Annotated in this window: 14 protein-coding genes; 8 read left to right on the top strand and 6 right to left on the bottom strand. The window is 43.4% G+C overall.

Features of this window, described 5'->3' with window-relative positions:
* Positions 1–10 precede the first annotated feature (10 nt).
* Both L4D20_RS11680 and L4D20_RS11685 read right to left on the bottom strand, forming a co-directional pair.
* Positions 11–1,456 carry an ATP-binding protein gene (locus L4D20_RS11680; protein WP_428801764.1) on the bottom strand — a complete coding sequence of 482 codons (1,446 nt, stop codon included), beginning with the start codon at positions 1,454–1,456 and terminating at the stop codon, positions 11–13.
* Entirely contained in the window at positions 1,446–2,153 is a 708-nt protein-coding gene (locus L4D20_RS11685) for a response regulator transcription factor (protein ID WP_428801765.1), read from the bottom strand. The genes L4D20_RS11680 and L4D20_RS11685 overlap by 11 nt, the downstream gene beginning before the upstream one ends.
* A gap of 316 nt (positions 2,154–2,469) precedes the next feature.
* Between L4D20_RS11685 and ptsG the strand changes: the two genes are divergently transcribed.
* Both ptsG and L4D20_RS11695 read left to right on the top strand, forming a co-directional pair.
* Positions 2,470–3,912, top strand: coding sequence for a glucose-specific PTS transporter subunit IIBC (gene ptsG / locus L4D20_RS11690; RefSeq protein WP_428801766.1), 1,443 nt, complete (start codon positions 2,470–2,472; stop codon positions 3,910–3,912).
* A 370-nt stretch (positions 3,913–4,282) separates the two neighbouring features.
* A complete protein-coding gene (locus L4D20_RS11695) occupies positions 4,283–5,617 on the top strand; it encodes a glycerophosphodiester phosphodiesterase family protein (protein WP_428801767.1) in 1,335 nt (444 codons plus the stop codon).
* Positions 5,618–5,717: 100 nt separating this feature from the next.
* On the opposite strand, the gene L4D20_RS11700 is transcribed toward L4D20_RS11695, so the two are convergent.
* Positions 5,718–6,191, bottom strand: coding sequence for a hypothetical protein (locus tag L4D20_RS11700; RefSeq protein ID WP_428801768.1), 474 nt, complete (start codon positions 6,189–6,191; stop codon positions 5,718–5,720).
* Between the two features lie 155 nt (positions 6,192–6,346).
* Positions 6,347–7,306, bottom strand: a complete 960-nt coding sequence (locus tag L4D20_RS11705; protein ID WP_428801769.1) for a nitrilase family protein — start codon at positions 7,304–7,306, stop codon at positions 6,347–6,349.
* Between the two features lie 105 nt (positions 7,307–7,411).
* Between L4D20_RS11705 and L4D20_RS11710 the strand changes: the two genes are divergently transcribed.
* Both L4D20_RS11710 and L4D20_RS11715 read left to right on the top strand, forming a co-directional pair.
* Entirely contained in the window at positions 7,412–8,299 is an 888-nt protein-coding gene (locus L4D20_RS11710; RefSeq protein ID WP_428801770.1) for a LysR family transcriptional regulator, read from the top strand.
* A gap of 162 nt (positions 8,300–8,461) precedes the next feature.
* Positions 8,462–9,637: a sensor histidine kinase gene (locus L4D20_RS11715; RefSeq protein ID WP_428801771.1), complete on the top strand. Its 1,176-nt coding sequence runs from the start codon at positions 8,462–8,464 to the stop codon at positions 9,635–9,637.
* A gap of 89 nt (positions 9,638–9,726) precedes the next feature.
* On the opposite strand, the gene L4D20_RS11720 is transcribed toward L4D20_RS11715, so the two are convergent.
* A complete protein-coding gene (locus L4D20_RS11720; RefSeq protein WP_428801772.1) occupies positions 9,727–11,175 on the bottom strand; it encodes a vanadium-dependent haloperoxidase in 1,449 nt (482 codons plus the stop codon).
* Between the two features lie 321 nt (positions 11,176–11,496).
* Here L4D20_RS11720 and L4D20_RS11725 point away from each other — a divergent pair, with 321 nt between their 5' ends.
* On the top strand, positions 11,497–12,012 hold the full coding sequence (locus L4D20_RS11725) for a GNAT family N-acetyltransferase (protein ID WP_428801773.1): 516 nt from the start codon (positions 11,497–11,499) through the stop codon (positions 12,010–12,012).
* Between the two features lie 33 nt (positions 12,013–12,045).
* Positions 12,046–12,801 (top strand): helix-turn-helix transcriptional regulator, encoded by a 756-nt coding sequence (locus L4D20_RS11730; protein ID WP_428801774.1) that lies wholly within the window; start codon positions 12,046–12,048, stop codon positions 12,799–12,801.
* Between the two features lie 62 nt (positions 12,802–12,863).
* Here the strand turns inward: L4D20_RS11730 and L4D20_RS11735 are convergent, their stop codons facing one another.
* Positions 12,864–13,601, bottom strand: coding sequence for a FadR/GntR family transcriptional regulator (locus tag L4D20_RS11735; protein WP_428801775.1), 738 nt, complete (start codon positions 13,599–13,601; stop codon positions 12,864–12,866).
* A 219-nt stretch (positions 13,602–13,820) separates the two neighbouring features.
* Here L4D20_RS11735 and L4D20_RS11740 point away from each other — a divergent pair, with 219 nt between their 5' ends.
* Positions 13,821–15,068 carry a M20 family metallo-hydrolase gene (locus L4D20_RS11740; protein WP_428801776.1) on the top strand — a complete coding sequence of 416 codons (1,248 nt, stop codon included), beginning with the start codon at positions 13,821–13,823 and terminating at the stop codon, positions 15,066–15,068.
* Positions 15,069–15,209: 141 nt separating this feature from the next.
* Positions 15,210–16,601, top strand: coding sequence for a YfcC family protein (locus L4D20_RS11745; RefSeq protein ID WP_428801777.1), 1,392 nt, complete (start codon positions 15,210–15,212; stop codon positions 16,599–16,601).

Here is a 16,601-nt window from a genome sequence, read left to right on the forward strand (position 1 = left end):
TTTCTCTAAATCAATCTCTCGGGAAAATTAACGCTGCGCGTAGGCCGCCGCGATGAGTCACGGAAAGCTCAAGAGTACCGCCATGGGCTTTCACAATGCTTTGCGAAATGGTAAGGCCAAGTCCGCTACCTTCCGTTGATGAATTGGTATTCGCACGGAAGTAGGGTTCACACAGTTTCTCAATCAATGTGCTATCCACTTCATGACCATGATCTTCAATAACAATAGTGATCTGCTCTTCGCTATCATTGATTTGAATATCGGCTTGGTCACCATATTTAATGGCATTATCGACTAAGTTTTGTATGCAACGTTTTATTGCTAGAGGCTTGCCAGCTAGTGGAGTATGGGATTCTCCCTGCACTGTGATTTTTCTAGGATCTTGAGAGACAAAAGAGGCGATATGCTGAACAAGCTGTTCGATATCGATAAGCTCAATCTCCTCATGAATGTCGGTCTCTTTAATACATTGCAATGCACCTTTGACCATGAGGTCTAAGTCATTGGTAATACGGGTAAATCGTTCTCGTTCGTTTGGGTCGTCAAGCATTTCGGAACGTAACTTTAAGCAGGCGATTGGCGTTTTTAAATCGTGGGAAATCGCGCTAAAAAGCATTTCTCGATCTTTAATGTGGCTATCAATACGGCGATTCATTTTATTAAATGCTCGTACTGCTGCTCGAAGTTCGGCGCTGCCTTCTTCTTTCACTTCGGGTACTTTTAGCTTACTCGACATAAGCGTTGCAGCCTTGGCAAGCTGACGAATAGGGCGGATCTCACGGCGGACAACAAACCAAGTACATATTAAAAGCAATACAGCAGAAAGCAGCAAGGTAAACCATTCGCGAAGATCAAAGTAACTGGTCTCCAGTGCAACATAAGGACCAGGTAAAACGGCGGCTAAATAGAACCACTCTTCAGGTGCAACTTCGATTTGCATAACCAAAATAGGCGGATTGAGATCGCCATAGGATAACGAGTAGTGGGCCCATAGAAGGGGAAGGCCATCAATCGATAACTCCTTATTAAATACGCGTAAATCATCACGTAGTGTAAATTCGACCTTAATATTAGGAGTACCCTCTAGTTCATTGTTAAGAACCGTTTTTACTTCATTAATAACCAGTGTTTTACGCTCACTTTGAGGCAGTGGTTTAACCGATATTTCGTGATCATTGAGAGAGACAAAGAACCGAGTTCCCCCCATGCTGCGAAGCTGATTAAGAACAAGGTGACGGTATTCAGAAGGTAGGGTTTGAAAAAAAGAGATAGTCGATGATGCACTTCGAGCCAAGCTGTTAACGGTTGTTGTTAGCCCTTGTTTATCTCGTTCACTAGCATGTTGATACCAGATGGTTCCAGCTAATACTTGCGCCAAAATAATCACCAGCAAAAGGAATATACTAGTACGAACAGCCAGCGAGTTAGACCACCGCTTAGACGTTTTAACCTTCATAACTTGCACCGGTCGTGAGCATGTAGCCTTTATTGCGAACGGTGATGATTAATGAACGATCTTTGTCTTCTAAGTGGTGCCTTAATCGGCTGATCTGCACATCTATGCCGCGTTCTAATGGGTCGGCATCTCTGCCCCAGATTTCCCTAGCAATATCATCTCGAGACAAAATAGACTCGGCATTACCAACAAACAGTGACAATAACGTTAGGTCTGCGCCACTAAGCTGTTTGACGGTACGTGTTGGCGTATGAATGAGCTGTCGAGTAACAGTATCGAGTTGCCAGTCGGCGAAGTGAACTTTACGTGCAAGTTGAGAGTGACTGGACAAATGGCTACGTCTTAATATGGTTTTGATACGAGCGAGAAGCTCCCTCGGACTAAACGATTTAGTGATGTAATCGTCTGCGCCCATCTCTAATCCTGCAACGCGATCAGCCTCTTCGGTAACCGCGGTAAGCATGATTATCGGGACATCCGATAAGCGGCGCAGTTTTTGACAAAGTGTAAAGCCGTCATCACCGGGCATCATAATGTCGAGAATAATAAGGTCGGGCTGGTGATCATCTAACAGACGCCACATTACCTCTCCATTCTCAGCGCCAATAACATCAAACCCTGCGCGGCCAAGGTAGTCTGATAGTGCGTCACGTAATTCCAAATTATCATCAACAACCAAAATTTGCTTGTTATCCATAGCGTCCATTCCTTTGATCTCTCTCTGCTCTATATCGCTTTGGCACTTTATAGAACAGCTTCATCAATATCATGCATCGACACATTCGCGAACTCAATTTTAGTTGGTGTAATTTGCTACTTACAAAGCACTATTTTTGTAAGAGTTCGCTTACAAATCCCTATTCATTTGTAACCTTCAGCGTTTGTGTCCTCGATATGATGATTAGGCTTCATAAACAAATTTCAAATCAATGAATCTAAAACCATGAACTTAGAAACCATGATCTTACAAACCAATAGTGGAATGAATAACAATCTCCAACTAGGAGGGAAGAATGTTAGGTAATATCTTTGGACAACTACAAAAAATAGGGCGCTCATTAATGCTGCCCGTTGCGGTACTTCCTGTAGCCGGCTTAATGCTCGGAATAGGTAATGCTGGGTTTGCGTTTATTCCTGATGCGCTGAGTAAAATTATGCTGGCAGCAGGTGATGGCGTATTTGGAAACATGCAGTTAATGTTTGCTGTCGGCGTTGCTCTCGGCTTATCGAAAGGCAACGATGGTGCGGCAGCACTGGCGGGTTTAGTAGGGCTTATCATCATGAACGCTTCATTAGGTATCGTTACTGGTCTTCGAGGCCTAGAAACCGATGCGACAATAATGGGCGTTTCAACGCTGCAAACGGGGGTGTTCGGTGGGATTATTATCGGTGCCTTTGCCGCTATGATGTATAACCGCTTCTATAATATTCGATTACCCGAATACCTTGGTTTCTTTGCCGGAAAACGTTTTGTACCCATTATCACAGGCATAACCGCGATATTAGTTGGTGCAGTGTTAGCGTTCTTATGGCCACCAGTCGGTCAGATGCTTGATACATTCTCTAATTGGGCTGCGTATCAAAATCCTGTATTGGCTTGGGCCATTTACGGAGCTGGTGAACGTTCTTTACTTCCTGTTGGGTTGCACCATATTTGGAATGCTCCGTTCTTCTTTGAAGTGGGCAGTTATATTGACCCTGAAACAGGTAAAGAAATCACTGGTGAACTATCTCGCTTCTTTGCTGGCGATAAGACTGCGGGTTACCTATCGGGCGGCTTCATGTACTCTATGTGGGCATTGCCTGCAGCAGCATTGGCTATCTATCATTGTGCAACGCCAGAACGTAAGAAAGTTGTTGGTGGATTAATGTTAACAGCGGCGCTTACTTCTTGGTTAACGGGTATCACAGAGCCGATTGAATTTACGTTCTTGTTCGTGGCACCTGTTTTGTATGTTATTCATATCTTCTTGACGGGTATAGCGTTTGCGTTAACGGCATTCTTGGAAATCAAGCACAGTACGGACTTTGCGCACGGTGCTATCCAGTTCTTCTTGTACTACCCAATGTCGAGTAATGCTTGGATGTTCTTCATCATTGGTCCTATTTGGGCATGCCTATATTACGGATTGTTCCGTCTGCTTATTACTAAACTAGATCTTAAAACACCAGGTCGTGAAACGGATATCGCAGAAGTAGTAATTGCAGGCCAACCCGATGAGGTAGCGGTTGATATTGTTGCAGCACTGGGCGGTAAGCCGAATATTAAGTCGGTTGATGCTTGTATTACACGTTTAAGAGTTAGCGTGAAAGACATTGCGAACGTTGACAGAGAAAAGCTGAAACAGCTCGGTGCACGTGAAGTACTGGTGATTGGTGACAGCTTACAAGCCATCTTTGGCACGCAATCAGACAGGATTAAAACTGAGATACACGGTGTACTAGGGGTAGCTTAATGAAGTTTTCCTAAATAAATATGTCTCCTGATCTTACCACCCCCCCCTATGTGTTGTACTGCATTAGTGTGTAACAGCATTCGGTAAGATTTCCAGCCAACCCTTTGAGTTATTTACTCTTATGGGTTGGCTTTTTAGTTGTCTCACCAAAATATCTTTCCGCTCCTTTACCACCCTTAAGTTAACTCCGTAAGTGATTAATATTACAGAGGTTTGAAAATTGATCTTAAGTCAAGAAGGGTCAAATACCTGGATGAAAAGGAACTCATTATCAAATTTGAAACAGTGATGATTTAGCCTCGTTGAGATTGGCTTGGTAATTCCAACTCAATGAATTGAATACAAAATAATTATAATTCACGAGGATAAAATGAAAAAATTAGCATTACTCATTGCAGCGACAAGTCTTAGTGCACAAGCAATGTCACCGGAAGAAATTCTAAAAGACACCTCAGCGAATGCAGAAGTTATGGTGGTGGCTCACCGAGCTGATTGGCGATCGGCTCCTGAAAACTCAATCCCAGCGATTCATTCAGCTATAGAGCAAGGTGTGCTTGTTGTTGAACTTGATTTTAAAAAGACGCTTGATGGACATATTGTTGTTGCTCATGATCAAACGATTGACCGTACTACAAACGGCTCAGGTCGAATTGATCAAATGACGTTAGCTCAGGTTCAGCAATATTACTTGAGAGGGAAGCAGGGCGGTGAGATGCCAATTACCGAATATAAAATCCCTACTTTAGAAGAAGTGATTGATGCTGCTGATGGCCGAGCGCTGATTAATCTGGACCACGCTTGGGGTTTAAGAGATGACATCTACCGTATTTTAGAAGAGAACAATGCCATTAATATTGGTTTGTTCAAAAGTAATGATGACCCAAGAGTAGTGCAAGAGTTTCTAGATCAAGATAACAATGTGCTGTACATGCATATTGTCCGTGAATCGAATGCTGATCATATTGAGCAGTTTGACCGTCATACACCAGCTGCTTATGAAATGGTATTTAGTCATCACTCTGAAGCACATGTGCAACCTGATTTACTAGAGAGTTTAAGTAAAGACAGCCGAATTTGGGTCAACTCATTGTGGTATGGACTTGGAGCAGGTTATACCGATGAAGCGAGCCACCTTAATCCAGACCAAGGCTGGGGCGTGCTGCTTAACGATATGTACACCAGCATGATTCAAACCGACAACATTGAAGAAATTACCCATTACATTGAGCACGGTTCGGCAAACAGTAAAAAGAAAGATGAAACCGTAGTCGTCATGGCTGACGCTTTTGGTACTAAAGGGCCTGGGGTTTCTTATTACGATACAACGCCAGATAATAAAGGCAGTGTTTCAAGAGCGTACGACAGTGTTGATATTTGTGATACAAATGGCGCAGTACATTTGTGCTGGATTCGTAATGGTGAATGGATCAATTACACGGTGGATGTGCCTAAGACAGGAAGTTACACAGTGAGTGCAAGAGTGTCAGCTCGCCAGCAAGAAGCAGGTGCTTTCTTTTTAGAGTTTGAAGGTCAAGAGACCCTTCGCCATGAAGTTAAGAACACCAGCAGTCACTCTCTTTTCTTTATTCAGGAAGTGGGCGAGATCTTTTTAAAGAAGGGTGAGCACAGCATGACGTTCCGTGTTGACGATTCATCCAACAATACCAACTTTAACGTTAACTATTTTAAGCTTGAGAGAAATTAGTTACGAATAACGCCTTTTTTCAGTCAATAGGCGTTGATTACGTAAGTCAGCAATTTAGGTTGCTGGCTTTTTTTCGCATAGGTATTAAGAAAAGGGAGAGTTAGGCGCTTTTTTGAAGTCTTTTCATTGCGCATTTACACAAGCCTAATTGCAATGCAGGGCAGCTTTTGCAAGGAGGAGACTTTAATGGAACATCGGCGGTTGGAATGATCGATGACGACTGTATTGTGTTAGAGGCCTTAACCAAACCATGACTGCGCCACAGTTTTTCTTTACGACGCTTTGATTCTGAATAAGCGTGTGTCTCTTTTAATTCATCTTCGCATCGAGGCTCATCGTTACCATCAACCCAAGAAATTGTGGGGGTAAAAGAATCGGTAATTTCATTAATCGCGTTAAGAATGGCTTGATTTGCTGCCTCGCGAAGTTCGGTTGGCATTGACGAAGGGAGCTCTAATTGAACAATCGTTTTGTCCGATTTTCTCGCGAGCTTTTTTAGTTTTTTTAACGATTTACGCTTAGCTTTCGCTATATCGTCTTCTTTGAGCTTTTTGTCTTTGTTTCTGTCGCCCATTTTCTTCGTCTTCTATTGGTCTGTTATAGCGGCTCTTCTTAACTAATAATGATGCTAATGAAAATTACTCGCATTTACAATGGGTAAATGTAACTACGAGTAAATTAAGTGGAACGATATGTTGTAACTACCTGAACAGCTGAGTATTACAGGTGTTATTTTTTTGCGTAACGAGCTTGATGCGCATTCAGTTCGTCGCCTTGTGGAATGGAAAGGTCTTGGTATAAATTTGGCCTACGACCACGTATCCAGCGACGACCTGTACACATCTCTAACTCTTTTGCCTGAAGTGTTGCGACTACCATATCGTTATCAACGCTGTCAGTTTCAGCGATGGTTTCGCCATAAGGGGACAAGATCATTGAATGACCCGTTCTTACTTCGTCTTCATCCACACCCACGCCATTACTGAATACAACGAACATTCCGTTGTCATGAGCACGTGACGGTAACCAGCGCATCAACCATTCGCGACCTTTCTTGCCCTGCATTTCGTTTTTGATTGCTTCAGGGTTGCTTGCTCTTTCGTGCCATAGTTGAGGATCAATCAAACCCATCGCATTCGGGCTTCGAGAGTCACAGCCACCTGTTTGATGAGGAGCGAGTAAAATATCCGCCCCTTTCAGAGCGGTCATTCGGGCGTTTTCAACAAGGTTGTTGTCCCAGCAAGTGAGGATCCCAACACGGCAACCATGAGGCGTATCGACAACAGTGTATTGATCACCGCTATCCATATGTTGGCTAATAAATGTATGGAGTTTACGGTGTTTGGCAATTTTGCCATCCGGCATAGCCAGTACAAATGTATTGTAGAGCTTGCCGTCATCACCTTGCTCAATCAATCCAGCGCCAATTGTCATCTGTTCTGATTCTGCCAATCGCAGTAACTTTTGAGTCGAGAGACCCTGTGGAACAGGTTCCGCGATTGCTTGAATTTCATCACGGCTTAGGTTTGATACGTGCATGTATCCGGTAATACACATCTCTGGAAAAAGGATGAGTTCGACTTGTTCAATGCGGGCTTGTAAGACGTAACTCTCAATGATCGAGAAGTTGTAAGCTTTGTCATTTGCGCGATGGTTAAATTGGACTGATGCAACACGTATATCTTTCATAACTGATTTCCTGCTTATTAGTTGCTGATGACTGATGAGACAAGTTTATTAAATTCCATTCATTCCATATAATGAAAGATATTCACTTTTTGATGAGGATGTGGAATGGATGTCGATCAATTACATGCTTTTTGCCAACTTGCAGAGGACGGAAACTATCGTGTAGCTTCTGAGCGGTTGTGTATAACCCAATCCGCATTGACGAAGAAGATCCAACGGCTAGAAGAGTCAATTGAATCACTGCTATTTGAGCGAGGTCGACAAGGAGCAAAACTTACGTTGGCAGGAGAAACATTACTTTCTGATGCCCAGAGGCTAGTCGCCCATTTCAATAGCTTTAAGAGCCTGTCTCATCTTGTTGCGGAAGGGACGGTAGGACATTTGAATATTGGCTTTGGAATATCCACTTATCATCTCGCTCCTAAGTATATCGCTTCATTCAAACAACAGTATCCTAAGGTGAAAATTACTCTAAATGATATTCCGTCGGCGATACAGAGTAGTCAGCTCCACAGTGGTGAGTTGCACTTAAGCTTTAATCGATTACCTGTGAGTGAACCATTGGTGAGTTTGCCACTTTTTACGGACCAGCTCGTACTGGCGGTTCATGAAGGTGAAGTGATTGATGACGGTCGATTATGGCAATCGCTCTCCGAATTGAACTATTTAAAACTCAACCCAGAAAGGGGACCTGGCCTTACTCAGCAGATTGACACGTATCTTCTGCATCAGAATAGACCGTTGGTAGCTGAGCAAGAGTCGGATGATATCTTAACCTTGCTTGCACTTGTATCGGCCCGCATTGGCTACACTATCGTGCCTGCAAGTGTTCATCAAATCTGTCCACCCAATGTCCGTTTGATTCCGCTAGAAGGAAAAGGGAGCAGTTGGGAAGTTGGCCTGATATGGAAACAGCGAAAAGTGAACCCCTTAGTTGACCGATTTGTCGAGTTTATAGAGTCTGCAATATCGCGGAATGATATTGTCGGTTAATGTAATTTGGCGACATAAACGAGTAGCAGAGTGTCGTTGCTAAACCATTAGGGGGTCGAGGAATCGGGTATCAGAGTCATTAAGCATTATGAAACTCGGCAGTGATCGACAGTCAGGTATATGCTTAACCAAGGTCCAATAAGCTTTGGCTAAGGTGCTGAAATGGGTGAAGGTTCATTTTTTAATATCGATTCGTTTATGCCTCATGGAATGTGCTACGCGTGGAGGCCCGATATTTTATGGACCTCCGTCATATCTGATGTCGTGACGGCTCTTGCTTACTTCTCTATTACTATTGCAGTCGTCGTTTTTGTTCGTAAACGTAAAGATTTGCCTTATCCATGGTTCTTTATTTTAGCTGGTTCCATCATATTCCTCGCTTGTGGGCTCTCTCACTTAGTTGGTGCAATCGTCATTTGGAAGCCCATATACGGCGTGTCAGCGGTTGTTAAAGCAATAACCGCCGTTACTTCATTAGCAACGGGTGTTTGGATCTGGTTTTTATTGCCTTTCTTTTTATCGATACCAAGCCCCTCAATGCTTGAAGCAAAGAACAAAGCCCTTAAAAACTCATTGGATAAACTCAGTACTGCCCAGCAAGACATCATTGAATCCCAGAAATTGGCATCACTTGGCCATTTAATGAGTGGTATGGCTCATGAACTTAACACCCCGTTAGGTGCGAGTATAACGGCCGTTTCTTATATGGAAGAAGTGGTTAAAAACTCAAAAGGTAAGGAAGCCTCTGAAGAGACTAAAGATTTAATTAAAAGCCTTGAAGAAGCAATAAATATTGCTTCAGTCAACCTGACTAGAAGCGCAAGTTTAGTGAAGATCTTTAAGCAAGTGGCGGCGGAAGGAGGCACGCTTGACGATCGTCCGTTTGACGTTAAAGAGTTCCTTAGTGATATTATTAACTCATTGGTTTACAAACATGAAATCACTTCTGAACAAGTCTCTCTTAACTGCCCTGATGACCTCAGGATCAATGCTAATCATAATCGATTTATTGTAATTTTAACGCACCTATTTAGTAATTCGGTCGAGCATAGCTTCTCTAATGTATCGGACGGGAAAATTGATGTGAAAGTCTCATTGGAAGGGACAAGTAAGCTCGTAATTCTTTTTCAAGATAACGGTGTGGGTATGAATGGAGAACAAGTCGCCAAGATATTTGAACCCTTCTATACGACACGTAGAGGCGGGGGCGGTACTGGCCTAGGTATGACCATTGTTTACAATACCATCTCAAATATGAAGGGTGAAATTCGCTGTCAAAGCTCGTTAGGTGAGGGCACCTTGTACGAAATTATTGTCCCCGTAGAGGTGATCAGTTAGCCGTGTTTTGTCACTTGACGCATTTTCAATTAAAGGTGAGCATATTGCTCACCTTTAATACGTCTAGTGCTAAAAAACGCAGTCGAACTTTATTCTGCGGCTGGGTTAATCTTGTTCATTACAAACTCGTAAGCGATTTGACCGATCTCTCGACCGATATCCTGACCGGCAGGAACGGATGCTGGAAAATGAACCCCCGCCCAGACTCTACTTTGTCCACATTTATCCTCTAAGTCTGTCCAAGTTTCAAATACTAGCTCAATGGGTTGAGAAGGTGTGATACCGGGCTCTACCATAGAAGAACCTTGTTCGACAGGAACAACATAACCAAGATCATCGGAGCCTAAATATAATCGACTGGTTTGAGCATGGGCAGAACAAAAGCTGGCAGAGGCGGAGGGATATTCTGGGTGATCGGCCACATTAAGATAGCTTGTCCACTGTGATGCGGGTAAGTCACTAACAGTGCCGGCCCCTACGCCACCCCAAGCGGTTACTGGGTTATCACGATAGATAAATCCAATAGCGGAAAACGGTCTCACCGCATCGTGCTTGTACTTCTCCTTCCAAATCGCGATTGAGGTATCGAACGCCGCGACATTGGTGAGAAAATCGTAGTGGATAAACTCAAGTAAACTGAGGTTATTGACCTGTGAAGCGTACAGAGCTGAGAATCCTAGACTAAAAATTTTATTATCGAATAGCTCAGCATACATTTTCTTGTGATCATCTAAGTTAGCGGACTCTGCGAGTACTTGGTCTGCTTGCTCTACATAGTCAGCCCAATTGTAAACCTTACTCGCCTTAGGGCGTGGTGAGCGGAAGGCATGAACATTGTCATAGGTGTAGGGAAGAGTTTTACGATGCTGGGGGGTAACAAATTGCTGAACACGGTACAAACCATGACCAGTGCTGAGGATAGCCGGTTGCCAAGCAGAAGGGTTGATCAGTCGATAGGCGGTATTTTGGGGTTTGTACCCTAGATAGTCTTGGTAAGCGACTTGGTTATAGACTTTACCGCCCTCATCACCGAGCTGGTTCATACCATCGTGCTCTCGTATTTCGACAATCGCTTGCCCTGCGACATTTCCGATACCAATCGGACTAGTAATATCCGTAGACGTGTTGGTTGGATCTAAACCAAGGTTGGTTAGCATAGCTTCCCACTCAGATGAGCGATGCGGATAAAGACTTTTCAATATATGTTGTGAAGCATAAAGCAGGGCAATATTAATGTTGCGATTGTCGTTACTTTCGCTTTCTGGGCGTCGTTCAATAACAGAGTAAACTCCAATAGCCGTAGGGTGGTAGGGGGCGGATGCGTCAAACCATGCATTGGTAAGCAGTGTGGTGGCTCGTAGTACTAGAGTTGCATCCCCGCCACTTGGTGATGCTTCGAATATTGCGCCTATAGCGCTGGGGATAACAACTTCGGCTGCGGCATTTCCATTTGTTAAGTCGGTTGAAAAACCGTTGATACTAAAAAATATGGACAGCAAAACCATCAATCGAGTTGGAATCAGTTTAGTTATAAACATATTACTCTTCCTTGAATTATTAATAGTGAGGCGTAAACAAGCTAAATATAGCCAAGCTCCGGAGCAATTCTTTTTAATAATAATATTTGGAAGTAGCCTCTACTCTTGGTGAGTAACTACATATGTGGGCGCAGCATTATTTGGAACGAAAGCGTGGTTAAACGATCGATTTGAAACGAAATTCTCTTTATATGAAAAGAACTTTTCTTCGGAAAGTAGAGGGACTTTCGCTAAGTTTCCGTGAACCTCTAGTCAGTGATATATTCATAGAGAGAGAACGTTATTAATGTGAAATATAAACAGATAGTTAGGTGATATGAGATGATTTACCAGTACATCGAAGACCATCAAGTAACCGAAGAGTTGGATCAAAAGTTACGAGCACTATTGAGTGCATCGTTTGTAAACGGGCAAGATTCAGAAACTTTCAGTCGTCAACGTTTTTATAATGAACCGCCACAGCATCGTTATATGATGTGGAATGAAGACGAGCTTGTTGCTCACGTTGCCGTCCATGATAAGCAGGTGTTAATTAATGACGAGACATATTTGATCTGTGGTATTGCAGAGGTTTGTGTTCACTCTGATTATCGAAAGCAGGGCTTGGTGAAAAAGCTGCTAGATAACATTCACCAAGACAGAGCAGAACGCGGTGATGCCTTCTCTGTACTGTTTGGCGATGTCGAAGTCTATGGCTCAAGCGGTTATGAATGCAAAAGCAATATAACGGTGCTTAGCCCTGAGAAAGAGTGGGTGGCGGTTGGTAAGGTCATGGCGTATGCCCTGAATCAGTCTTGGCCTGAAAGTGAAGTCAAATTGGTTGGTATTCCTTTTTAATAAGGTTGTGCGATTGAAAAGAGGCGCAAAGGAATGAAGCCAAATGTTTGGATCAAAGCAGGGTTAGTCATCATTTACGGGGAGTCGATTGATGCGGTTTCCCATAAACACCATGCTATTCAGCTTGCGTGGCCGAGAAAAGAACGTACGTGTCGGTTTGGTGATAAGCAAGTAACGACTCCTTTAATTATCGACTCTAATGTCGAACATCAATTACAGATGGAGGAGGGTTGGATTCTATTGGTTGAACCGACCAGTGAACTTGGCGTCGCATTATCAGCCCGATTAAACGACAAGCCATTTTACGTATTAGAAACAATCAGTGCGTATCAGGGAGATGATCAGGTTGACGATATCGTGGTGCTGCTCTCTTCTCTATTTGAAACGCTAGCGTTGCCAGTTCAATCACTCAGCTTTAATGAAAGCCAAGTTGTAGATGAACGAATCAGAAAACTCATAATAGAGCTGCATGAATGCTTAGGTGGCGACTGTATCAAACCAACCAATTGGCGAGCATCAGAAGTGGCCGAGTCTATGGCGTTATCTGAAAGCCGCTTTCTCCACCTTTTTAGTGAAGAGTTAGGGATCCCTTGGCGGCCTTACCTGTTGTGGTGTCGAATGATTTGCGCAGTGAAATCGATTTTAAATGGTGAATCTGCCACTCATGCTGCTTATCAAGCGGGTTTTTCTGATAGCGCTCATTTAAGCCGTACCTTCAAGAGCACATTTGGCATTACCATCCGGCAGGCAAATGGCATATTTCAGTTGAAACAGCGTAATCAGACGTAGGCTTATTTAAGCGTCTTAAGTTAAGAATATTAGGATAAGTGCCTCAAGCTGCCATTAAGCATCTATAAAAATCGGTTAGCGACGGTGACTTCTTGCTGCTTCATGAGCTGATGTGCAGAAAGCATATGTTGCTGCATAACTTGCTTCGCTTTTACCGCATCACCTTGTCTTAGTGCTTCAACCAACGTGCTTTGGCTTTGAATACCCGTTTGCCAAAGCTTATGGTTACCTGGCTCATAAAGCTTATTATAGATGGTTAGATTGGTAAGTAGTTGAGAAGTAAAACGAATAATGAATTTAAGTAATTCATTATTTGAGTACTGAGCAAGCATGCTATGAAATTCAATTGAAGCAATATGATGATCGCGCTCTTGATAAATATCAGCAGGAGGGGTTCGGTATTTATCTATTTGTTGCTCAAGTGCTTGAAGCTGATCTTCATTAAGATTTCCAGCAAGTGAAGCGGCAACATCTGGCTCTAACGATAAACGAATTTGATAGATATCAGAGATGGAAATATCTTTGAAAAACAGGTAATTACTCAGTAGTGATTGCGCTTTGCTTTCACTCACCTCATTAACAAAAACCCCGCCTTTAGGCCCTGTTTTCGTTCTCAAGATCCCTTGAGCCTCAAGGATGCGCATACTTTCTCGAACCGTGCTTTTAGAAGCGTCGAATGTCTCCATTACCTGTAACTCATTGGGCAAACGATCGCCTGGTCGCAAAGATTGTTCAACGATCCAAGTCTTAATGGACTCAGCAAGTTGTTGTGTACGTCTACCTTTTACGTTTCCTGCCACGTTTCCCTCAATACTAGATGCTTGTCATTTAACAGTTTGATTGTGACGTGATTTTGTCAAAAGTCACCCATTATTTGTGTCAACCAATGTTATGAAACTGTCTGGTTATGATCTAACCAAAGCTCACAGTTCAAACCTATTTATCATGATAAATGGGTTTAATTTTTAATTTATCATGATAAATTGCCTGCAATTGGAATAAGTTTTAAGCAAATAATCATGAATAAATTCGTAGAAACCGCCAGCTTAGCCTGGGAATGGTTAGAAGAAATCGCTAACTGTTCAGAAACCGACAACCCAGAGGCACAAGGGGTCACAAGGTTATGTGCAACGAGAGAGCATGCAAAAGCGAACGAATTAGTGCGACGCTGGATGGAAGAATCTGGCATGGCGCCGCGTCTCGATAATGCTGCAAATTTGATTGGTCGCTACGCGAGTAAAACCGATTCGGCTAAAACGCTTATCTTTGGATCGCATCAAGATACCGTTCCTAACGGTGGAAAGTACGATGGAATATTGGGTGTCCTTTTACCGATTGCTTTGATTCATCATTTCCACACAAACAATATAGAGTTTCCGTTTCATATCGACGTCGTGTCGTTTAGCGATGAAGAGGGAACGCGTTTTCAGTCAACACTGCTTGGTTCGAAAGCGATTTCCGGAATCTTCGATCCACAGATGCTAGAAGCGAGAGACAGAGATGGCATGTCACTGCGAGAAGCGTTGATGATGTTTGGCTGTCAGCCTGACCGCATTGCAGAAGATGCTTACAAGAAAGAAGAGACATTGGGTTTCGTTGAGCTGCACATTGAGCAAGGCCCACAGTTAGAGCAAGCAAACTTGCCTGTCGGTGTGGTGTCGGCCATTACTGGAATCGAGCGTCATACGCTGTCGATCTTTGGTAAAGCCGGGCACGCGGGAACTGTTCCAATGGGAATGCGTCAAGATGCGTTAGTCGGTGCGGCTCAAATCATTGATATGTTCGATAAGCTTTGTAAGCGCGAAGATGACCTCGTTGGTGTGGTGGGCAAGATCGCAAACTACCCTGATGGCGTAAATGTCATTCCAGCACAAACGGATATTACGATTGAGCTTCGTTCGCCAAATGACGCATCAAGACTGGCTGCAAGAACGGAGATGCTTGAGAAGATTCAGAGCTTAATGGCGCAGTACAACCTAACTTATCGCCATGAGCAAGTGTATGAGCAGCAAGCCGTTATTTGTTCTCAATCGTTAACGGATCGCTTAGCTCAAGCGGTAGTCGATTCTGAAATTGAAGAGAAACGACTGTTTAGTGGCGCGGGTCATGATGGGCTTGCTGTGTCGAGCTTAACTGAAATCGCGATGTTGTTTTTACGCTGTAAAGGGGGCGTAAGCCATCACCCTGACGAAGCCATTTTACAAAATGACCTCATTTCAGCACTTAATGTCCTGAACCATTTTTGTCTATCAATGCAGTCTGAATAAATTATAAATCGTCTGGATTGGGTCATAAGGATGACCAAATAACAATCCAGAGTTCTTTAAATGACCTTTGGTCACGCTTGTTACTGGTTGTCTGTTCGCGATAGTGGGCATTCAAGCTGTATAATATGGAGAGTACTTTCTATGGATATAACAGAGAAGATGGAAACACAGCAAAAAACGCCTTGGTATAAAAATATGCCAGATCCAATGGTGCTGATTTTCATGATCCTTGTGGCAACGTTTCTATTAACGTTTGTCGTGCCAGCAGGTGAGTTTGAACGTGTTGTCATTAATGGCCAAACATCAGTGATAGCAGACTCATTCACTTATCTTAAAGATGCTCCCTCAGTGCATGTTTTCGATATTTTTGTTTCAATCCCTCAAGGGTTGATTAGTGCTGCGCCGTACTTATTTATCGTATTTATTGCGGGTGGTTTATTCCATATTCTGCAAAAGACGGGTGCGTTAGAGAATGCGATTGGCGTTGCTGTTCATAAAGTAGGTGTGAAGAACCGTAACCTGATTATCGTTATCGGTACGTTTATTTACGGCTTCTTTGGTGTGGCTGTAGGTTTTGAAAACAACATTGCCCTCGTGCCTGTTGCTGTACTTATTTCTGCAGCGGTTGGTTATTCAAGCCTCGTGGGAACGGCAATGGCAGTAGGTGGTATTGGCATTGGTTTCGCGCTATCTCCAATTAACCCATACACAGTCGGTGTTGCTCAAGGTATTGCTGAATTACCAACGTTTTCTGGTGCGTGGCTTCGTACTGTGATGGTTTTAGCGTCACTAGGTCTATTGGCTTACTACATCTGCGCTAAAGTAACTAAGATGGATTTCAAAGAGCCAGAAGGCAGTGAAGGTCTGTCAAAAGACTTGGCGGATTACCATTTAGGTAAGCAAGATAAGTTAACACTAGGTGTATTCTTGTCTGGCCTTGGCATCATGCTGTACGGCGTTTTTGCTAACGGCTGGTACATCAATGAAATTGCTGGCTTGTTCCTGATGATGGCGATCGCTATTGGTATGGTGAACAAACTCAGTGCGAATGGCATTGTTAAGCAGATGATGGAAGGCGCTTCCGGCGTAACAGCTGGTGCACTAGTGATTGGTGTTGCTGCGTCGATTCAAGTGATTCTCGACCAAGCTCAGATCATTGATACCATCGTTTATGCGCTAAGCTCTTTGATTCAAGATATGCCGATCGCTATCTCTGCAATCGTTGCTAGTTTGGTACAGGGTTTGATTAACCTGTTCGTTCCTTCTGGTTCTGGTCAAGCGATGGTTACTATGCCAATTTTGATACCAGTGGCAGACTTGGTTGGTATGAGCCGTCAGCTGATGATCACGGCATTCCAAGTGGGTGATGGCCTAACGAACCTGATAGTTCCTACTTCAGGCGGAACATTAGCGATGCTAGCGCTAGGTAAGGTGTCGTACGAGCAGTGGCTTCGTGCAATTCTTCCTTTCATGCTGTTTGTTTATTTATTGTGTTTTGTAGCGTTGTTCATCGGACAGCTTGTTGGCTATTAA

The organism is Vibrio kyushuensis, from assembly GCF_050337325.1.
GTDB lineage: Bacteria > Pseudomonadota > Gammaproteobacteria > Enterobacterales > Vibrionaceae > Vibrio > Vibrio kyushuensis.